Below are 18,991 nucleotides of genomic sequence, written 5' to 3'. Positions count from 1 at the left end.
TCCTGGTTTCTCCCCTGGGTCAGAAGCTGACGCGCAGCGCGCCGCGGATGTTCCGGCCGACATCGTAGAAGGGCGGCGACGGGTCGCTGTTCCAGTTGGCGCGGCGGTAGGCGTGGTCGAAGACATTGTCGATCGCCAGCGAGAGCCGGACATTCGGCGCGAAATTCGGCGTCCAGGCGGCGTGCAGGTCGAGCAGCCCGTAGCCGCTGGTCTGCTGCGCCACGCCGGCGACATTGGGTGCGCGGTCCTGTTCCGCCGTCGCCGTGATGCGCCCGCCGACCACGACGCCGTGATCCAGGAAGCGGTAGCCGGCGGAGAGCGTGACGCGATGCGCGGGGATCGAGGCCAGCGGCTGGTCGGTGACGCGGTTGTCGCCCTTCAGCGCCGCGGCGCCGAGGCCGGCGTACCAGAGGCCCGCATCATACTGCGCCTCCGCCTCCACACCCTCGATCCGCGCCTCGGCCACATTGGCGGAGACGGTGGTGGTGCGCAGCACGGTCTGTTCGATGAAATCGTCCACGTCGTTGCGGAAGGCGGCGACGCGGATGCGCAGGCGGTCGCCGCCCTGGAAGACATCCGAGAAGCGGAGGTTGGCGCCCACTTCCTTGTTGCGGGAGACTTCCGGCCGCAGGTTCGGGTTGGGCACGAAGCTGTTGCCCGGGAAGTGCTGCCCGCCGACATAAAGTTCCGTCAGCGAGGGCGCCCGAAAACCTTCCGCATAGCTGACATAGGGCTGCAGCCAGGGCGTGACCTGCCAGGCCAGCGACACGCGCGGGGAGGCACGCTCGGAATCGCGATCGTTGCGACCATCCGGGCTTTCCTGCTCGAAGCGGTCGAGGCGGACGCCCGGCGTCAGGGTGAAGTTGCCCAGCCCGATCTCGTCCTGGATGAAGAAAGCGGTGATGGATTGCTCGGCGGAGGGGAACTGCGCCCGCGGCACGCCATTGGCGCGGCCCTCCTGCTCGTCCCGGTAGATCTCCGTACCGAAGGTCAACGCATGGCGCGTCGGGCCGAGCCCGAAGCGGGAGGTGTTCTGCGCATCGATACCGACCGTCGTCAGCTCCGTCCGGTCGCGCACCCGCGCACCGGTCAGCCGCTGCTCCGTCAGGTCCACATGGGTGCGGTAGAGCACCACCTGCGGGTTGAACAGCGGGTTGGCCGGGTCCTCGTAGGACCAGCGGAAGGACAGGTTCTCCGACACCGTGTCGCGGTCGGTGATGCCCGTGGTGGTCGCGGTATTGGCCGAGATCGGGATCTGGTGGTCGTCGCGGAAGCGCAGCGCCGAAATCTGGAAGCGGTGGTGGCCAGGGTTCCAGCCCAGCTTGCCGAGCAGCGAGGTGGCGTTGTCCCCGGTGAAGGGAATGGTGTTGTCCGCGCCATCGGTGAAGTTGTTGTTGGTGAAACCCGCCACGGCACCCAGCAGCGTGAAGTCGCCCGCCCGCGCGCCCAGCGCGAGGCTGCCGCGCGGTCCGCTGCCCTGGCTCTGCCAGCCGGCGCCCAGCGTGCCGCCGAAGGCCGCGCCGGGCCGCAGGATGTCCTCCACCTCGATGGTCCGCAGCGAGATGGCGCCACCCAGCGCGCCGGAGCCGTACAGGGTGGAGGCCGGGCCGCGCAGCACCTCGACCTGCCGCAGCAGGTCCGGGTCCACGAAGGTGCGGCCGCGATGGCCGGCGTTGAAGTTGTTCCGCGCGCCATCCGTGCGCAGCACCACCCGTTCATCGCCCAGGCCGCGGATGATCGGCTGCAGCGCCGTGGTGCGCGGCGCGCCGGAGGATTCGATGCCGGGTATGTCCTGGATCAGGTCGATGACGCTGCGCGCGTCGCGGCGCTCGATCTCCTCCCGCCCGATCACCGTCACCGGTGCGGCGACATCGCCGGAGATGGCGCGGGTTCGGGTGGCGGTGGTGGTGACCGCATCCAGCGGCGTGACCGCCCCACCGGCAGCCGGCGCTTGTTGCGTGCCAGCTGCGGCCGGCGCTTGTTGCGTGCCAGCTGCGGCCGGCGCTTGTTGCGCCGAGGCGGGGGTGACGGCGGCGAGGGCGATGATGGCAGCAGTAATCTGGGCTGAGGCGAGCCGGCGGTCGGCCATGGGGCGCTCCGATCGGGAGGATTCGGGACCTGGCTGGCTGTAGCGTCGGCTGGCGCTTCGTGCTGGCTCGGTGGGAAGGGTTGGCTACTTGGTGAGGATCAGCTTGTCGTTGCTGGTCAGGCGCAGCCGATAGGTGTCGCCGTGATGCTGGATCAGCAATTCACGGGCGCCTTTCAGCAGGTCTGAACTCTGGACCTTGGCGACTTCCTGGCTGACGGGGACGCTGATCACTGCTGGCTCCCCGGGCGCTGCAACGGATTCGGTCATGCGGTGGGTCCATCGGGACAGTGGCCCGCATTCCATAAAGCAAGTGAGAGTCATTCGCAATAAGACACATAGCGAATGCTGTAGCCCGGGCCGGGCTCAAGGCGCCGGATTCCTTGGCTTGGAGGTCGTGTTGGCGCCGGCCGCCCGGAAGAGGTCGTGGTGGCGCCGGCCGCCCGGAAGAGGTCGTGGTGGCGCCGGCGGCCCGGCAGAGGTCGTGTTGGCGCCGGCCGCCCGGCGCCGGGGTCAGCCGCCGCGCGGGCTGCGCGGCCGGCCGCGGCGAATCACCTGCGCGCCGCGCCCACCACGGCTCTCGGCGGCCAGCGCCAGGGTGGCGGAGGCATCCGCCGCCTCGGCTTCCTGCAGCGTCTCCGCCGGCGGGGCGGCGACCTCGCCGGCCGCGACGCCGAGCAGCGGCGTCAGCGTGCCATGCGTCTCGTAGAAGCCGCTATCGGCGCGTTGGGCCAGGTGCGGCACGCCGTCGATGCGGAAGATGCGCCGCTGCATGGTGAGACGGGCCACCTGGTCCTCGGTGGCGGGGATGAAGGCGCAGCCCGCCGCGCGGGCCGACCGAAGCTGTTCGGGGGAGAGATCCATGGCCCTCGGTTAGCGCATTCGTCAGGGTTTGTCTGCGGTGGTCCCGGCTAGTTGTTCCCCCATCGGCGATGGGAACAGCGCCTCCGCCAGCGTAAGGGCCAGGCGCGTCGCCTCGTTCTCCCGCTCCGCATGCCAGGCGAGCGCCACGCCCACCGCATGGATCGGCCCGGCCAGCGCCCGGAAGGCCACTCCGGGCGGCCGCAGCCGGGCCATGCCGGCGGAAACTAGCGCCACGCCAAGCCCGGCCGCGACGAAGCCGAGCTGCGCCATGGCGGACCCCACCTCACGTTCCGCGCGCGGCGCGAATCCGGCGTCGCGGCAGGCGGCGACCATCGCGTCCGAATAGGCCGGGCTGATGGCGCGCGGCAGCACCAGCATCGGCTCATCCGCCAGCGCCGCCAGGTCCAGCGGCCCGGTGCCGGCGGCCAGCGGATGCGCTTCGGGCAGCGCCGCGGCCAGCACGTCCCGCCCCAGGCTGCGCAGCCGTATCGGGTGGCGGTCCCGGTCCAGCCGCAGCAGCGCCAGATCCACCTCGCCCCGGCGCAGCGCCTCCACCGCATCCGCCGTGTCCATCTCCCGCACCGCGATGGCGGAGGAGGGGCGGGCGGCCTGCAGGGCGCGCACCAGCGGCGGCAGATAGTCGAACAGGGCGGAGGTCACGCAGGCGAGCGCGACCGGCGCGTGCCGGCCGGCGCGCAATTCGCGGGCAAGCTGTTCGAGTTGCCCAGCGCCTTCCGCCAGGCGCCGCGCCAGCGGCAGCAGCGCCTCTCCGGCCCGGGTCGGTCGCGCGCCCTTGCCCGTGCGATGCAGCAGCAGCACGCCGAGTTCGCGCTCCAGCGCCTGGATCTGCGCGGTCAGCGGTGGCTGCGAGATGCCGAGCCGCGCCGCGGCGCGACCGAAATGCCCTTCCTCGGCGACCGCGAGGAAATGGCCGAGGCGTCGGACCAGCCGGAAATCCATGGAGGGTACAGCCTTGCGCGACCGGGCGGGCGCGATACGGAAATCGTATCGCGTTGTCATGCCAATCGGAATGGACGATGACGGCCCCGCGGTCCACAAGAACCGCCGCCATTTACCCACGGCATATCGAGGATCAAGACGCATGAAGATGCACCCGGTGAAGGTCCACCCCTCCAAGGCGCTGCTGAAGCGCGAGGACCAGCTCGCCTGGAAGATGGCGGGAGTCGCCACCGACAAGGTGGCGGTGCCGAAGGACACGGCGGCGATGATCATCAACCGGGTCATCGACAATGCCAGCGTGGCGATCGCCGCGATCAACCGTCGCCCCGTCGTTTCCGCCCGCGGCATGGCACTGGGCCATGCCAAGAAGGCCGGCGGCGCGACCGTGTTCGGCGTGAAGTCCGGCGCCACCGTGTCGCCCGAATGGGCGGCCTGGGCGAATGGCACGGCGGTTCGCGAGCTCGATATGCACGACACCTTCCTGGCCGCCGATTATTCCCACCCGGGCGACAACATCCCGCCCGTGCTGGCGGTGGCGCAGGCGATGGGGCGGTCGGGCAAGGATCTCATGCGCGGCCTGGCCACGGCCTATGAGCTGCACATCAACCTGGTGCGCGCGATCTGCCTGCATGAGCATCGCGTCGATCACATCGCGCATCTCTGCCCGGCGGGAGCGGCCGGCATCGGCACGCTGCTCGGCCTGAAGCAGGAGGTGGTGTTCCAGTCGATCCAGCAGGCGCTGCATACCAGCGTGTCCTTCCGCCAGTCGCGCAAGGGCGAGATCTCCTCCTGGAAGGCCTATGCCCCCGCCCATGCCGGCAAGCTGGCGGTGGAAGCCGTGGACCGCTGCATGCGCGGCGAGGGTGCGCCGAGCCCGATCTACGAAGGCGAGGACTCTGTCATCGCCTGGGTCCTGTCCGGCCGCACGCAGGCCGACAGCAAGGGCCGCAAGACCGTGTTCGACCCGGTGTACTACGAAGTGCCGCTGCCCGAGGCCGGTGAGCCGAAGCGCGCGATCCTCGACAGCTACACCAAGGAGCACTCCGCCGAGTACCAGTCCCAGGCGCTGATCGACCTGGCCTTCCGCATGCGGGAGCAGATCGCCGATGTGGAGGCGATCGAGAAGATCATCATCCATACCAGCCACCACACCCACTACGTGATCGGCACCGGCGCCAACGATCCGCAGAAGATGGACCCGAAGGCGAGCCGGGAAACGCTGGACCATTCCATCATGTACATCTTCGCCGTCGCCCTGCAGGACGGCAGCTGGCACCATGTGGACAGCTACGCGCCGAAGCGCGCCGGTCGTGCCGACACGGTGCGCCTGTGGCACAAGATCGAGACGACGGAAGACCCGGAGTGGACCCGCAAGTACCACTCCCGCGACCCCGAGGAACTGTCCTTCGGCGGCCGCGTCGAGATCCTGATGAAGGATGGGTCCAAGCTGGTCGATGAGCTGGGCGTCGCCAACGCCCACCCGAACGGCGCCCGGCCCTTCGGGCGGGAGCAGTACATCCACAAGTTCCGCACGCTGACGGACGGCATCATCACGACGCGGGAGCAGAACCGCTTCCTCGAGCTGGTGCAGGACCTGCCGCGGCTGACGGCCGAGCAACTCGCCGGGCTGAACGTGGTGCTGCCGGCGGGCACGCTGGCGGAAGCGAAGCCCGGCATCTTCTGAGCCGGTATCTTGTGACCCGCCATCTTCTGGACCGGATCTTCCGGGCCGGCGTGTTCTGAGTGCGTGGCGGGATGATGGGGAGCGGGCCGGCACGACCGGCCCGCTCCCTCGCCGAAACACGGAGAAACCCAATGACTGAACCAACCATCTACAAGGGCCTCGTCGGCGTCTACGCCGATGTCTCCGCCGTCTCCAAGGTGATGCCGGAGACCAACAGCCTGACCTATCGCGGCTACGCCGTGCAGGAGCTGTGCGAGGAAACCGATTTCGAGCAGGTGGCCTACCTGCTGTGGCACGGGGAACTCCCGACCGCCGCCCAGCTTCAAGCCTTCCAGGCGGAGGAACGCGCGAACCGCGCGCTGTCCCCGGCGCTGCTGCGCGTGCTGCGGGACTTCCCGAAGGACGCGCACCCGATGGACGCGATCCGCACCGCCGTATCCTTCATGGGCATGGAGGATCCGGAATCGGCCGACGTCTCCGACGCCGCCCAGCGCCGCAAGGCGATGCGCCTTTTCGCCAAGGCGCCGACCGCGGTGGCCGCGGCGAACCGGCTGTCGAAGGGGCTGGAGCCGATCGAGCCCGATGCCTCGCTGCCCTATTCGGAGAACTTCTTCCACCTGGTCTTCGGCAAGGTGCCGCAGCCGGAGGTGATCAAATCCTTCGATGTGTCGATGATCCTTTACGCCGAGCATACCTTCAACGCCTCCACCTTCACGGCGCGGACGGTGACCTCGACGGGCGCCGACATCCACGGCGCCATCGCCGCCGGCATCGCCGCGCTGAAGGGCCCGCTGCATGGCGGGGCGAACGAGGCGGTGATGCACATGCTGAAGGAAGTCGGCAGCCCGGAAGCGGCGGTGGACTGGCTGGAAGGCAAGTTCGACCATCGCGCCCTGGTGATGGGCTTCGGCCACCGGGTCTACAAGAGCGGCGATAGCCGCGTGCCGACGATGACCAAATACGCCGAGAAGATGGCAGAGGTCGTCGGCGACCGGCGCTGGATGGAGACCAGCCGCGTGCTGGCGAAGCAGATGCTGGAGCGCAAGAACATCCACCCCAACCTCGATTTCCCGGCAGGCCCTGCCTACTACCTGATGGGTTTCGACATCCCGATGTTCACGCCGATCTTCGTCTGCTCCCGCATCACCGGCTGGGCGGCGCATGTGTTCGAACAGGCCGCCGACAACCGGCTGATCCGCCCGCTGTCGCACTACACCGGCGTTGACCAGCGTGCCGTCCCGCCGCTTGCCGCAAGGGGTTAACGCGTTCCTGTCGCGCCGGCGAAAGCCGGCGCGACGTGTTTTCGCGCGCCGCTGAGACGCGGCGCGAGAGCCTTATCCAGCGCGTCAAGGACGCGCCGCGGGCGACGCAGATGCACCGCATCGCCGCCTTCGCTGCACAGCACTTGCACAAGCGTGCTTGGCTTTCGTGCGATTCCGTTTGACAGGCAGGTTGCGCGCACGGATAGCGTGACGTTGCAAGCATCGCTTGACGCGATTCGCGCAGGGACTTCGCCGCCGATGGCGACGCAGACCCGGCGCAGCACGACAACGGAGCACGCAGCAGGAAGGATCGGTCCATGGACCGCAGGCTCGTGGGGCAGAGGATCGTGCAACGCACGCCGCGTCCCGCAACGTCGCAGGCAGCCGGCATGGTGCCGCCGCAAGGCGTCACCTCGGAAGCGCCACGCGGCGGGCGCCGGCGCGATACGGATGGCGGCAGCAGTGGCACGGCGCGATACGGGATTCGTGCCGACCGCGGAACCGCACGCTCCAACCTGACTTTGTGGGGTGCGGCGCGGCGCGAGCCGGGCAGCCCCGCCAGCACCAGCGGAACACCATTCACCGGAACTGAAGCGGAGATCCTGACCAACATGACCGACATCAACGACACGATCGCGACGGAAGAGGCCGCACCGCGCGCCCAGCCGATGGCGATGGCCGCCGCGCGCAAGACGGCGAAGAAGCCGGCGGCCAAGAAGCCCGCCGCGAAGAAGCCCGCTGCCAAGAAGGCCGCGCCGGCGAAGGCTGCCGTGAAGAAGGCGGCGCCGAAGAAGGCTGCTGCGCCGAAGAAGGCCGCGGCCGCGAAGAAGCCCGCTGCCAAGAAGGCTGCGCCTGCAAAGGCCGCCGTGAAGAAGGCTGCGCCGAAGAAGGCTGCCGCGCCGAAGGCTGCCGCGAAGAAGGCCGCGCCGAAGAAGGCCGCCGTGAAGAAGGCGGCGCCGAAGAAGGCCGCGGCCGCGAAGAAGCCCGCCGCCCGCAAGGCCGCCGCGCCGAAGAAGGCCGCGACTGCCAAGAAGCCGGCTGCCCGCGCCGCCGCGCCGCGCAAGGCTGCCGCGCCGAAGAAGGCCGCGAGCGCCAAGAAGCCGGCCGCCCGCGCTGCCGCGCCGCGCAAGGCTGCCGCGCCGAAGAAGGCTGCGGCGCCGCGCAAGCCTTCGCCGACCGCCGCCGCCAAGGCCGCGACCTCCGCGCGTTCGGAAGCCGCCCGCAAGGGCGCTGCGACGCGCGCCGCGAAGAAGGCCGCTGCCGCCGCTGCTGCCGCCGCCGAGGCACCCGCCGCGACGCCCGAGGCCGCTTCCTAAGCCTCTCGGCCCATCACCGGGAAAGGGCGTCGTCCGCATGCGGGCGGCGCCCTTTTCATGTCCGGAGCCTGCACGCATGACCGCCCGACCTGCCCCACGCATCACCCCCCTGGCACGCGACCAGCGCCACCGCCTGGCGCCGCTGCTGGCGCTCTATGCGGCGGAGATGCGCGGCGTGCTCGCCGGCGCCGCGGTGGCGACGCCGGAGGCGCAGGCAGCGCTGCTGGCGCGGCATCCGGCGGCGGAGGTGCTGCTGGCCGAGGATGCGGCGGGCACGCCGCTTGGCTTCGCCATCCTGTTCGACCTGCCGGAGGTGGTCTTCGCCCGCAGCTGCGGCAACCTCGATGATCTGTTCGTGCGGCCTGAGGCGCGCGGCCAGGGCGTCGCCCGCGCGCTGATCGCCGCCGCCATCTCCGAAGGCCGGGCGCGCGGCTGGAGCCATCTGCGCTGGATCGTGCCGGAAGCCGATGTCGCCGCGATCGCGCTGTATGAGCGGATCGCGACGCGCGCCGACTGGCGCAGCTATGTGGTGCGGCTGGACCCAGCCGCGTCCCTGTAGCCTACCCGAAGGTCTTCAGCAGGTCGTCCACCTGCGCCGCATCCAGCGCCCGCACGCCCGGCACGCCGCGCAGCAGCAGCGCGAGCCGTGCGGCTTCCTCCAGCTCCTCCGCCGCATGCACCGCATCGGCCAGCGTGGCGCCGGAGACGACGGGGCCGTGGTTCGCCAGCAGCAGCGCCTTGGCGGCGCGGGCGGCCTCATGCACCGCCGGTTCCATCGCCGCGTCACCCGGTCGGTAATAGGGCACGCAGGGCAGGCGGCGGCCGATGCGCATGACGAAATAGGGTGTCAGCGGCGGGATCTTCGCATCCTCGCCCTCGGGCGTCAGACAGGAGATGGCGGTGGCGTAGGTGGAATGCAGATGCACCACCGCGCCTGCCTCCGGCCGCGCATCCAGCACCGCGCGGTGCAGGAACACTTCCTTAGAAGGCTTGTCGCCCGACAGATGCGCCCAGTCGGGACCGAGCTTGCTGAGCCGCGCCGGCACCAATCGGCCGAGGCAGGAATTGGTCGGCGTCATCAGGTAGCCATCGGCCAGCCGCACACAGATGTTGCCGGCGGTGCCGACGCTGTAGCCGCGGTCGAACAGGCTTTTCGCCAGTTCTGCGAGCTGGGTGCGGGCGGCGTCCTCAGACATGCTGGAAGGCCTTCAGGAAGAAGTCGCGCCCGCCGAAATTGCCGGATTTCAGCGCCAGGTGAATCCCGGCTGGCTCCGCACCCTCGGCGGAGCCGGTCTCGGCAAAGGTCCAGGGCACGCCCGGGTCGATCTCCGCGCCGATGCGCAGCATCCGCACGCCCAGCGCGGACACCACGGCGCCGGAGGTTTCGCCACCCGCCACCACCAGCCGCCCGACGCCGCGCGCGACCAGCCCCTGCGCCACCGCGGCCAGCGCGTGTTCCACCAATGCGCCGGCGGCATCGCGGCCGAGCTTCGCCTGCAGCGCCGCCACCTTCTCCGGCGGCGCGCTGGCGGCAATCACGACGGGGCGCTCCGCGTTCAGCTTGCCCTCGCTCCACGCCAGCGCCTGCGCCGCCAGCGCGGCGGCATCGGGCGTTGCCAGCACGTCGAGCTCCAGCACCGGCGCGTGGTCGCGGGCGAAACCGATCTGGCCGAGCGTGGCGCGCGAACAGCTTCCCGCCACCACGGCGCAGAGCCCGCGCGCCGCCGGCAGCGCCGCCGCATCCGGCCGCGGCGGCAGCAGGCCCTGCGCGCGGAAATTGGCCGGCAGGCCCATGGCGATGCCGGACCCGCCGGTGATCAGCGGATGCTTCGCGGCAGCCTCCCCGATCGCCACCAGATGCGCGTCGGTCACCGCATCGACGATGGCGTAGCGCCGGCCGCCCTCGGCCAGGCGCGTCATCGCCTGGCGGATCGCCGTCGCGCCCTGCTCGACGACGGAAAACGGCACCAGCCCGACGGAGCCCTCGGTCTGTCGCCCCAGCACGCGCACCAGGTTTGGGTCGCGCATCGGCGTCAGCGGGTGGTTCTCCATGCCGCTCTCGTTCAGCAGATGCGCGCCGGCGAACAGATGGCCCTGGTAGATGCTGCGGCCATTCGCCGGGAAGGCGGGGCAGGCCAGCGCGAAGCCGGCACCCAGCCGCTTCAGCAGCGCATCCGCCACCGGGCCGATATTGCCCGCATCGGTGCTGTCGAAGGTGGAGCAGTATTTGAAGAACAGCTGGGTCGCCCCGGCCGCCAGCAGCGCCTCCGCCGCCGCAAGGCTTTCGGCGATGGCTTCATTCGCCGGGGTGGTGCGCGACTTCAGCGCGATGACGATGGCATCGGCCTCCGGCAACGGGAAAGGCTCTTGCCGCTCCGCGGCGGGCGGCACCCCGATGACCTGCACCGTCGCCATGCCGTTCTTCACCAGCATGGAGGCAAGGTCGGTGGCGCCGGTGAAGTCATCGGCGATGCAGCCGAGCAGAAGGGGCATCATTCTTATTCCTTGGGCGGCAGGCAGAGGATGTCGGCGTGGCCGATGCGGGCGGAAAGGCGCGAGAGCCCGGCCTGGGCGCGGCGATCCACCGCCCAGTCCAGGATGCGGGCCCGTTCGCGGCGCAGCGGGCCCATCGCGGCGCGGGCATGGCCGCTGGCGAGCGCCGCGGCCATCAACGGGTCCCGGCGCGGAATGCGCCAGTCGCTCGCCGCGCGCCGCACGTTGTAGCCATGGGCGGCGAAGGCGGCGGCGATCACGTCCGGCGCGCGGGCGCCCAGCGCGATGCCACCGAATCCCTTGTCGCGCAGCTGGTCGCGGCCGAAGCCGCGCGCCACCAGCGCATCGGCCGGGTGCGGCGGGTCGAAGCGCTCCCGTCCCGTCACGTTCAGCGCGGCGTAGAAGGGCAGGCGGTGCTTCGCGCAGGCCGCGGCAATCCGGGAAACCCAATCGGCGGAGACCAGGTCGCACAGCGCCGTGTTCACCACCGCATCCACCTGGCCCAGCGGCAGGCCGCGTGGCGCGTCGCGCAGGTCGGCGATCAGCCCCTCCACCCGCCAGGCACCGCCCGGCGCATGCACCAGCAGCGTCTTGCGATTGGCATAGGTGGCACGCCAGTCATGGTCTTCGGCGAAATCCTCGGTGGTGGTGAAGGCACGGGACAGCAGGCCGCCATCCGCATCCACCAGCGTCCAGGCCTGCGCCCGTCCGATCATCGGCGCCAGCCAGCGCAGCAGGGACCCGGTGCCGGCGCCGAGGTCCAGCAGGCGCGGCCGCGCCGGCAGCGCCTCGGCCAGCGCCGCGGCGAGGTCCGGATTGCGGGCGGCGGAGTCATGCGGCTCGCGCAGTTCCAGCCAATCCCCGTCGAAGCTTTCGGCCATCAGCCGGCGGCCTTTTCAAGCTCGGCGAGGAAGGCGGTGGCGCGGTCATCCCAGCGTGGCAGCTTCTGCCCGGCCTTCCAGGCGGCCTCCGCCATTTCGGCGCGCAGGTCGGTGTCGAAGATCGCGCGGCGCATCGCCTTGCCGAGCGACACCGTATCGCCGGGCGGAGAGACCACGCCGGCTTCCATCGGCACCACCTCCGCGATCGCACCGCCGGCGGTGATGGCGACCGGCACGCCGCGCGCCAGCGCTTCCGCCGCCGCCATGCCATAGCCTTCCCAATGCGTGGCGAGTGCGAACAGGTCGGTGCCTGCCCACAGCGCCTCCATCTGGTCGGCCGGCACCTCGCCGGCGAAGGTCACGCGGCTGGTCAGGCCGAGTTCCTCCACCAGCGCCAGCAGCCCATCCGCATGCACCGGATCGCGCGGCGCGCCGGCGATGGTCAGGGTCCAGTCGAGATCGGCCAGCCCGCCGAGGGCGCGCAGCAGCACGTCATGCCCCTTGCGCGGCACCAGCGTGCCGATGGCGAGGATGGCGCAGCCGGGACCGCCGGAACCCGCGCTGCGTGGTGCCGGGTCCGTGCCTGGCTCCACCACACCGATGCGCGCCGCATCGACGCCGAATTCGGGCGTCAGGCGGCGGGCGGTGAGGGGGCTGGTGGCGACCAGCCGGGCGAGGCGCGGGAAGATGGTGGATTCCGTCGCGCGCAGCGCATCACGTTCCGGCGTCGGCCGGCCATGCTCCAGGGCGGTCGGGTGATGGATCAGCCCGACGGCCCCGCGCCGTTCCAGCTCCTCCACCAGCGGCGCGAAGGCCGGCAGGCCGAGCCCATCGATGATGATGCGCGCGCCCTGCTGCACGGCATCCAGCGCGGCGCGGGCGCCTTCCAGCGCCGCGGCGTCGGGATGCGGATGCGCCCCGGGCAGTTCCAGCACCTGCACGGCATGGCCCTGTGCGCGCAGGCCGGCGATCAGCCGGCGGTCGTATTCGTAGCCGCCGGAGATGGCGTCGAGCGGGGCGGGGACGAGGAAGGCGATGTCCAAGGTCAGACGGGCCCCTCGAAGGCGGCCCAGGCGACATGGCTTTCGCGCAGCAGGATCTTCAACCCGGTCACCGCGCGGCCGCCATCGCCCAGCACGCCGTCCCGGCAGGCCGCAGCGAGCAGGCCGTGGATATGCAGGCAGAGGTATTCGGTGGTGGTGTTCTTGCCCGCGAAGGCTTCTTCCGCATCCAGGTTGCGGTAGTCCATCGGCGCCAGGATGGCGCGCAGATGATCCTTCGCCAGCCCGATATCCACCAGCAGGTGCAGGTCATCGAGCTGCGGCGCGCGGAACTCCGCCTCCACGATGAAGGTGGCGCCATGCAGCCGCTGCGCCGGGCCGAAGGCCTCCCCGCGGAAGGAATGCGCGATCATGATGTGGTCGACGACCGTCAGGCTGAACATGCACACACTCTCTCTTATAGGTAGGGACCGGCTCTTATAGATAGGTGACGACCGGACAGAGCGGTTGATGTGCGCCGGATGGTGGCGACAGCAAGGCTTCCAGCGCATTCGGCAGCTCGGAAAACGGCGTGTCGGGTCCGAGCAGCGCATCCAGCCGCGTATCGTCCAGCAGCGACAGCGCCAGCGCCAGCCTGTCGCCATGCGTGCGCCGCCCGCGCATCGCCGGCGCCACCTGGCCCACCTGGGTCGAGATCAGCGACAGGCGCTTCGAATGGAAGGCCTCGCCCAGCGGCAGCTCGCAGACCTTGTCGCCGAACCAGGAGGCCTCGACGATCCGCCCCTCGAAGCCGCAGCGGGAGAGTGCGAGGCGCAGGCCTTCTGGGCTGGCGGAGGCATGGATCACCAGGTCGCGTTCCGCCGGTGCGTCCTCGGGTGTGCAGAAGGTGGCGCCGAAGTCGCGCGCGATGGCGCCGCGCGTCGCATCCAGGTCGCAGACATGCAGGTCGAGGCCCGGGATGCGGCCGAGCAGGAAGGTCACCAGCAGCCCGACCACGCCGGCGCCGACCACCAGCACGCGCTCGCCGACCAGCGGCCGCGCATCCCATAGGATATTCACCGCGGTTTCCATATTGGCGGCGAGCACGGCGCGCCGATCCGGCACCGCATCCGGCACGGGGATGCACATGGCGGCCGGCGCCACGAAGGCATCATGGTGCGGGTGCAGGCAGAACACGCGCCGTCCGTGCAGATGCGCCGGCCCGGCCTTCACCGTACCGACCGCCGCGTAGCCGTAGGAAAGCGGCGCGGGGAAGTCGCCATATTGCAGCGGCGCGCGCATCGCCGGCCATTGGCTTTCCGGCACGCGCCCGGCGAAGACCAGGCGCTCCGTCCCGCGCGAGATGCCGGAGGCATGCGTCACCACCAGTGCCTGGTCGGGGCCGGGCACGTCCAGCGCCTGCTCGCGCAGCTCGGCCCGGAAGGGGCCTGTGATCCAGAGGGCGTTCGCCTTCATGGCGCTTGCGGTCCTTCGCAGATGCCCGGGCGGGCACGGTGCAGCCCGATGTCGAACAGCATGTCGTCCCCGATCACATGCGGTGTCCACTGGAAGCGCAGCCCATCCGCGATGCACCCGGCGCTGGGCAGGGAGAAGGCGGGAATGCCGGAGCCGAGGATGATCGGCGCCACGGTCAGGTGCAGGCGGTCCAGGCAACCCGCGGCGAGGAAGGCGGAGACGGTGCGCCCGCCGCCCTCGACGAAGATTTTCCCGAGTCCGCGTGCCGCGAGGTCTTTCAGCAGGGCGGGAAGGTCGGGTTGCACCAGCACCTCCGCCTCGCCGTGCCGGGCGGCACCGGGCGTGGATGTCACCAGCAGGGTCGGCGCCGCGCCATCGCGGAACACCTTGTGCGTGGCGGGCAGGCGGCGCTGCGGGTCCAGCACCACGCGCACCGGGTTGGGGCCTGGCACTTCGCGCGTGGTCAACCGCGGGTCGTCGTGATGCACGGTGCCGGCGCCGACCAGCACCACGTCGCACAGCGCGCGCAGGCGATGCGTGTGCAGGATGTCGCCGCGCCCGCCGATCCATTGGCTCGCGCCATTGGCGCAGGCGATGCGGCCATCCAGTGTCTGCGCCAGGCGGCCGATCACGATGCAGCCATCGGCGGCGGCGGGCGGGGTGAACAGCGGCGCGAACAGGTTTCCCAGCGCGCCCGGCGGCACGACGCCACCCCCGGGCGCGGCCAGCAGCGCAGTCCATTCGGCGTCGTCGGTGGGGGGCGCGTCGTTCATGCGTGGGTGATGCTATGCCGAAGCGGCGGCATTGCGGCAACGGCGCGAATGTTCAGCGCAGCGGGATGCCCGGGAACAGCGGCAGCAGCAGCTCCGCCGACAGCCCCGCCAGCACCGGCAAGGCGAAGCTCGCGACCAGCCGCAGCACGATGAAGCGCCCGCCGAGGATCGGCAGTTCCCACGCCAGGGTCCGGTGCATGCCGAGGATCGCCCAGCCGGAGATCAGCGCCACCATCTGCGCCGGCCCCGCGCCCGCCTTCAGGAAGCCGAGCACCAGCGGAAACGCTACGAACGGCCCGCCCGGCAGCAGCCCGCCCGCCAGCGATGCCAGCACCACGCCGACCATGCCGCTATCCGGGCCGAGCCAGTCTTCCGCCCAGCCGGCGGGAATCAGCTCCGCGAGCAGGGCGGCCATGGGCAGCGCCATCAGCATCACCGGCAGCACGCGCCACAGGGCGCTGCCGGCATCCACCACCGCGCGCCGCGCCACCACCGGGCTGCGCCGGGCGCACAGCGCCAGTGCGGCGAGCGCAACCACCCAGATGGCGAGGACACCGAAGGTCATGGGCCGGTCTTGCCCGAGGGGCGCATGCCGGGCGCATCCGCCGGGGTCCAGCGGATCGGCAGCCAGCGCGCGATCAGCCCGGCCAGGATCGGCAGCGGCAGGCCGCAGATCAACCGCAGCAGGGCGAAATCCGGCCCCAGGATCGGCAATTCCCACACCACGATCCGCTGGAAGCCGTTCAGCGACCAGGCGAGCACGAAGGCGATCAGCGCGCCGCGATCCGCCCCTGCCTGCGCCAGCACCAGCACCACCGGGAAGGCGGCAACCGGGCCGCCGGGCATCACCATGCCGGCGGCGGTCGCCACCAGCAGCCCGCGCAGGCCGCTCTCGGCGCCCATCCAGCGCGCCAGGGCGCCCGGCGGCACCAGCTGGCGCAGCGCGGCGGACAGCAGCAGCCCGCCGAGGATTGAGGGCAGCACCGTCAGGATGAGGTCCCAGGTCGCCCCCAGCGCATGCCGGACGGCGCCCATGCCGCGCAACCACCACACCGCGAAGGCGGCGGCCAGGGTGAGCGCGGAGATGACCAGGAATGTTGCGTTGCGGCGGAGCATGCGAGAGCGCCAAGCTGCGCCCCCGCACGCGATCCGGCAAGCGGGTCGCCTCAGGCCCGCGCGGAAAGCGAAAGCGGCAGATGCCGGCCATCCCGGTTCAGGCCGCGGTCGCCATAGGTGCCGGGACCGGCCGGGCGGGTGGCTCCGGCGATTGTCTCGATGACGCGGGACTGCAGGTCGATGGCGCGTTCCAGCAGCCGGCGATTCTCCGCGCCGAGGTCGCGCAGGCGGCCCGCGAGTTCCTCGGCGCGCAGCCGGTCTGCGCCCTCCGCCTTGCTCTGGGTGCGGCTGGCGGCCGCATAGGCGGCGGCGAAGGCATCCGACGCCTGCTGCTTCGGCAGGGCCAGCGCCGCGGCGCCGTTGAGGTCGAGGCGGGCCAGCGCCTCGTTCTCCGCACGGAGCGCCTCGGTCAGGCGCTGGGCGGCAATGATCAGGGGCTGCATCATGGGGTGGGCCTTTCCGTGGTGGAGGAGGAAGCAGTGCCGGCGGGTGGGTCGCCGTTGGGTGGAAGACCGGCGAGGCGCGTCAGCTCCCGCAGCACCGCCTCCCCGATTCCCAATCCGCCGGCCTTCGCCAGGTCCCTGGCGATGGCGTCGACCAGCATCGGGCGCCACTGGCCCTCCGCCGATCCGCCCCCGAAGGGCGCCTTGGTGTCGAGGCCCTGGAACATCGGTTGCAGCAGGGCTGCCAGGGCCTGGGCCTCGAAATCCTGCGCGGCGCGGCGCAGCGCGGCCGGGCTCTGGCTGGCGCGCGGCGCGGCCAGGGTGGGGGAGGGGCTGGTGGCGGCGATGCTCATCAGCGCACCTCCAGCTCGGCCTGCAAGGCGCCGGCCGCCTTGATGGTCTGCAGGATGGTGATCATGTCGCGCGGCCCGATCCCCAGGCCGTTCAAGCCGCGCACCAGATCCTCCAGCGTCACCGCGCCACGCAGGATGCCGAGCCGGCGTTCCGACTGGTCGTCCACCTGCACATCGGTGCGCTGCACCACCGCGGTCTGCCCGCCGGCCAGCGCATTGGGCTGCACCACCTGCGGCGTCTCGGTGATGCGGATGGTCAGGTTGCCCTGCGCGATCGCCACCGTGGACAGCCGCACATTGGCGCCCATGACGATGGTGCCGGAGGCTTCCTCGATCACCACACGGGCGATCTGGTCCGGCTCCACCCGCAACTGCTCGATCTGCGCGATGAAGGCCACCGAGTCGCGGCCCGCCAGGCTGAGGCTGACGGTGCGCGGATCCGTCGCCGTGGCCGGGGTACCGCCGGCGGTGCGGTTGATGACGGCGGCGATGCGCCGCGCCGTGGTCAGGTCCGGGTTGCGCAGCGACAGGCGCAGCCGGTCGCCGGAGGCGAAGCTGTAGGCCACCTCGCGTTCCACCGTCGCGCCATTGGCGATGCGGCCCGAGGTCGGAACGCCGCGGGTGACGGACCCGGCGGCGCCGCGGGCGGAGACGGCGCCGGTCACGATCGGCCCCTGCGCCACCGCATAGACCTCCCCATCCGCGGCCAGCAGGGGTGTCACCAGCAGCATGCCGCCGGTCAGGTTGGTGGCGTCCCCGAGCGCTGAGACGGCGATGTCGATGCGGCTGCCGGTGCGGGCGAAGGCCGGCAGGTTGGCGGTCACCATCACCGCGGCGACGTTGCGGGTATCCAGCTGGCGTTCCTGGTCGCGCGTGTTCACGCCAAGCCGTTCCAGCACGCCGATCAGCGATTGCCGGGTGAAGACGGCGGAGCGCAGCTTGTCGCCGGTGCCGTTCAGGCCGACCACCAGCCCGTAGCCGACGAGCTGGTTTTCCCGCATGCCCTCGACATCCGCGATGTCCTTGATGCGGACCTGGGCGAGGACGCCCGCCGGCGAAAGGAGAAGGATGAACACCAGCGCCAGGAATTGGCGCGGAAGCCCGCTCATCCTCAGGCAAGGTTTTGTCGCCACACTCTCCTCCTCGCCGCCGCCATCCTGGTGGAGGGGCGCGGGGAGGCTTCCGCAAGGGCCGTGCCAGGGCAGGGGGCCTCCAGCCCCGGCAGGGTTTGCCGGGGCGGGGCAGGGGCTGCCGGGACCCGGCAGCATGTGCGCCAAGGGGCCTCTCGGGGCCGGCTTCAGAAGGATGCGTCGATGGCGGTGGGTCCGGTGCGGCCGGCGGGGTTCAGTGGGGTGCAGGCGGGGCGGGTGCGGCGTGGTGCCGGCGGCTTCGCGCTGCCAGAAGCCGCCGGCGATACGGCCGCCTCCACCGGCGTGGCCGCGCCGCCTTCCCTCGGCGGGCTGCTGGCCCTGCAGGAGTCGGAGGCGCCGGAACGGCCGGAGGCGGTGGCCGAGCGTGCCCGCCGCCGCGCGTCCAGGGCGCTGGATGAGTTGCGCGGGCTGCAACTGGACCTGCTGAGCGAGACACCGGGCGATGCCGGGTGTCTCGCCAGGCTGGAGGCGCTGGCATCCGCGCCGGAGGCCGGGCTGGCGCCGGAACTGGCCGCCCTGATGGCCGAGATCCGGCTGCGGGCGCGGCTGGAGTTGGCGCGCCGAAGTGTCGCCAGAAGGTCATCCAACTGAAAAGCGCGCAAAGATCAGGAACTTGCGGCGAAACGAGGCCTTGCACCGGCCCCATTCCCGCCACTATGGTCCGGCCGCTTTCGCCCCCCGGGCGCCGGGCCCTGGGCGGCTAAGGTTGGGGAAGTCCTGCCATGCTGGTAACCTTGCCGCCGGATTATCGTCCGAGCAGCGACGAAGAGTTCATGAATCCACTCCAGTTGGAGTATTTTCGGCAGAAGCTGTTGAAGTGGCGGGCTGACCTGTTGCGGGAGGCGGGCGAGACCCTGACTTCCATGGGCCAGGGGGGCATCATCGAAGCCGACCTGACTGACCGCGCGAGCGTCGAGACCGACCGGGCACTGGAGCTTCGCACCCGGGACCGCGCGCGCAAGCTGATCTCCAAGATCGACCAGGCGCTGGAGCGGGTGGAGAACGGCACCTACGGCTACTGCGAGGAGACCGGGGAGCCGATCGGCCTGCGCCGGCTGGAGGCCCGCCCGATCGCCACCATGTCGATCGAGGCGCAGGAGCGCCATGAGCGGATGGAGCGGGTGCACCGCGACGACTGATGCGGCGCGGGGCC

Annotated in this window: 22 protein-coding genes; 6 read left to right on the top strand and 16 right to left on the bottom strand. The window is 71.1% G+C overall.

Annotation, left to right across the window (positions count from 1 at the left end):
- Positions 1-19: 19 nt before the first annotated feature.
- The 4 genes from HB662_RS22235 to HB662_RS22220 all read right to left on the bottom strand — a co-directional run bounded on the left by HB662_RS22235 (position 20) and on the right by HB662_RS22220 (position 3,970).
- On the bottom strand, positions 20-2,089 hold the full coding sequence (locus tag HB662_RS22235) for a TonB-dependent hemoglobin/transferrin/lactoferrin family receptor (RefSeq protein ID WP_168052891.1): 2,070 nt from the start codon (positions 2,087-2,089) through the stop codon (positions 20-22).
- An 84-nt stretch (positions 2,090-2,173) separates the two neighbouring features.
- Positions 2,174-2,356 (bottom strand): hemin uptake protein HemP, encoded by a 183-nt coding sequence (gene hemP / locus HB662_RS22230; protein WP_168052889.1) that lies wholly within the window; start codon positions 2,354-2,356, stop codon positions 2,174-2,176.
- 243 nt (positions 2,357-2,599) lie between these two features.
- The gene (locus HB662_RS22225; RefSeq protein ID WP_168052887.1) at positions 2,600-2,950 is read right to left on the bottom strand and encodes a hypothetical protein; all 351 of its coding nucleotides are present in this window, start codon (positions 2,948-2,950) and stop codon (positions 2,600-2,602) included.
- Between the two features lie 21 nt (positions 2,951-2,971).
- Positions 2,972-3,970: a LysR family transcriptional regulator gene (locus HB662_RS22220; protein ID WP_168052885.1), complete on the bottom strand. Its 999-nt coding sequence runs from the start codon at positions 3,968-3,970 to the stop codon at positions 2,972-2,974.
- A gap of 82 nt (positions 3,971-4,052) precedes the next feature.
- On the opposite strand from HB662_RS22220, the gene HB662_RS22215 reads away from it, so the two are divergent.
- From HB662_RS22215 to HB662_RS22200, 4 genes are all read left to right on the top strand, one after another.
- Positions 4,053-5,594, top strand: coding sequence for an MmgE/PrpD family protein (locus HB662_RS22215; RefSeq protein ID WP_168052883.1), 1,542 nt, complete (start codon positions 4,053-4,055; stop codon positions 5,592-5,594).
- A 131-nt stretch (positions 5,595-5,725) separates the two neighbouring features.
- The gene (locus HB662_RS22210) at positions 5,726-6,856 is read left to right on the top strand and encodes a bifunctional 2-methylcitrate synthase/citrate synthase (RefSeq protein ID WP_168052881.1); all 1,131 of its coding nucleotides are present in this window, start codon (positions 5,726-5,728) and stop codon (positions 6,854-6,856) included.
- A gap of 611 nt (positions 6,857-7,467) precedes the next feature.
- Positions 7,468-8,172, top strand: coding sequence for a histone H1 (locus HB662_RS22205; RefSeq protein WP_168051892.1), 705 nt, complete (start codon positions 7,468-7,470; stop codon positions 8,170-8,172).
- A 76-nt stretch (positions 8,173-8,248) separates the two neighbouring features.
- Positions 8,249-8,731, top strand: coding sequence for a GNAT family N-acetyltransferase (locus tag HB662_RS22200; protein ID WP_209443411.1), 483 nt, complete (start codon positions 8,249-8,251; stop codon positions 8,729-8,731).
- 1 nt (position 8,732) lies between these two features.
- On the opposite strand, the gene otnC is transcribed toward HB662_RS22200, so the two are convergent.
- From otnC to HB662_RS22140, 12 genes are read right to left on the bottom strand one after another with little or no spacing between them, the layout of a single operon-like run.
- Positions 8,733-9,368, bottom strand: coding sequence for a 3-oxo-tetronate 4-phosphate decarboxylase (gene otnC, locus HB662_RS22195; protein WP_168052879.1), 636 nt, complete (start codon positions 9,366-9,368; stop codon positions 8,733-8,735).
- Positions 9,361-10,668, bottom strand: a complete 1,308-nt coding sequence (gene otnK / locus HB662_RS22190; RefSeq protein ID WP_342449557.1) for a 3-oxo-tetronate kinase — start codon at positions 10,666-10,668, stop codon at positions 9,361-9,363. The genes otnC and otnK overlap by 8 nt, the downstream gene beginning before the upstream one ends.
- Positions 10,669-10,670: 2 nt before the next feature.
- Positions 10,671-11,546: a class I SAM-dependent methyltransferase gene (locus HB662_RS22185; protein WP_168052877.1), complete on the bottom strand. Its 876-nt coding sequence runs from the start codon at positions 11,544-11,546 to the stop codon at positions 10,671-10,673.
- Positions 11,546-12,589 carry a glycosyltransferase family 4 protein gene (locus HB662_RS22180; RefSeq protein WP_168052875.1) on the bottom strand — a complete coding sequence of 348 codons (1,044 nt, stop codon included), beginning with the start codon at positions 12,587-12,589 and terminating at the stop codon, positions 11,546-11,548. The genes HB662_RS22185 and HB662_RS22180 overlap by 1 nt, the downstream gene beginning before the upstream one ends.
- Before the next feature lie 2 nt (positions 12,590-12,591).
- Positions 12,592-12,990 carry a 6-pyruvoyl trahydropterin synthase family protein gene (locus HB662_RS22175; protein WP_168052873.1) on the bottom strand — a complete coding sequence of 133 codons (399 nt, stop codon included), beginning with the start codon at positions 12,988-12,990 and terminating at the stop codon, positions 12,592-12,594.
- 34 nt (positions 12,991-13,024) lie between these two features.
- A complete protein-coding gene (locus tag HB662_RS22170) occupies positions 13,025-14,002 on the bottom strand; it encodes a zinc-dependent alcohol dehydrogenase (RefSeq protein WP_168052871.1) in 978 nt (325 codons plus the stop codon).
- Positions 13,999-14,775 carry a RibD family protein gene (locus tag HB662_RS22165; RefSeq protein WP_168052869.1) on the bottom strand — a complete coding sequence of 259 codons (777 nt, stop codon included), beginning with the start codon at positions 14,773-14,775 and terminating at the stop codon, positions 13,999-14,001. Before HB662_RS22165 ends, HB662_RS22170 begins: the two co-directional genes overlap by 4 nt.
- 52 nt (positions 14,776-14,827) lie before the next feature.
- A complete protein-coding gene (locus HB662_RS22160; protein WP_168052867.1) occupies positions 14,828-15,340 on the bottom strand; it encodes a permease in 513 nt (170 codons plus the stop codon).
- Entirely contained in the window at positions 15,337-15,891 is a 555-nt protein-coding gene (locus HB662_RS22155) for a permease (protein ID WP_168052865.1), read from the bottom strand. Before HB662_RS22155 ends, HB662_RS22160 begins: the two co-directional genes overlap by 4 nt.
- Positions 15,892-15,941: 50 nt before the next feature.
- A complete protein-coding gene (locus tag HB662_RS22150; protein ID WP_168052863.1) occupies positions 15,942-16,337 on the bottom strand; it encodes a hypothetical protein in 396 nt (131 codons plus the stop codon).
- Positions 16,334-16,687: a rod-binding protein gene (locus HB662_RS22145; protein WP_168052861.1), complete on the bottom strand. Its 354-nt coding sequence runs from the start codon at positions 16,685-16,687 to the stop codon at positions 16,334-16,336. Before HB662_RS22145 ends, HB662_RS22150 begins: the two co-directional genes overlap by 4 nt.
- The gene (locus tag HB662_RS22140) at positions 16,687-17,796 is read right to left on the bottom strand and encodes a flagellar basal body P-ring protein FlgI (RefSeq protein WP_168052859.1); all 1,110 of its coding nucleotides are present in this window, start codon (positions 17,794-17,796) and stop codon (positions 16,687-16,689) included. Before HB662_RS22140 ends, HB662_RS22145 begins: the two co-directional genes overlap by 1 nt.
- 204 nt (positions 17,797-18,000) lie before the next feature.
- Here HB662_RS22140 and HB662_RS22135 point away from each other — a divergent pair, with 204 nt between their 5' ends.
- Together HB662_RS22135 and dksA are read left to right on the top strand one after the other, a co-directional pair.
- Positions 18,001-18,429: a flagellar assembly protein FliX gene (locus HB662_RS22135; protein WP_168052857.1), complete on the top strand. Its 429-nt coding sequence runs from the start codon at positions 18,001-18,003 to the stop codon at positions 18,427-18,429.
- Between the two features lie 134 nt (positions 18,430-18,563).
- The gene (dksA, locus tag HB662_RS22130; RefSeq protein ID WP_171970278.1) at positions 18,564-18,977 is read left to right on the top strand and encodes an RNA polymerase-binding protein DksA; all 414 of its coding nucleotides are present in this window, start codon (positions 18,564-18,566) and stop codon (positions 18,975-18,977) included.
- The last annotated feature ends 14 nt before the right edge of the window (positions 18,978-18,991 follow it).

The sequence above is a fragment of the Falsiroseomonas frigidaquae genome (assembly GCF_012163145.1).
In the GTDB taxonomy this organism is placed as follows: domain Bacteria; phylum Pseudomonadota; class Alphaproteobacteria; order Acetobacterales; family Acetobacteraceae; genus Falsiroseomonas; species Falsiroseomonas frigidaquae.
The sequence above is the reverse complement of the archived record's forward strand: the minus strand, read 5'-3'. Positions and strand labels throughout refer to the sequence as shown.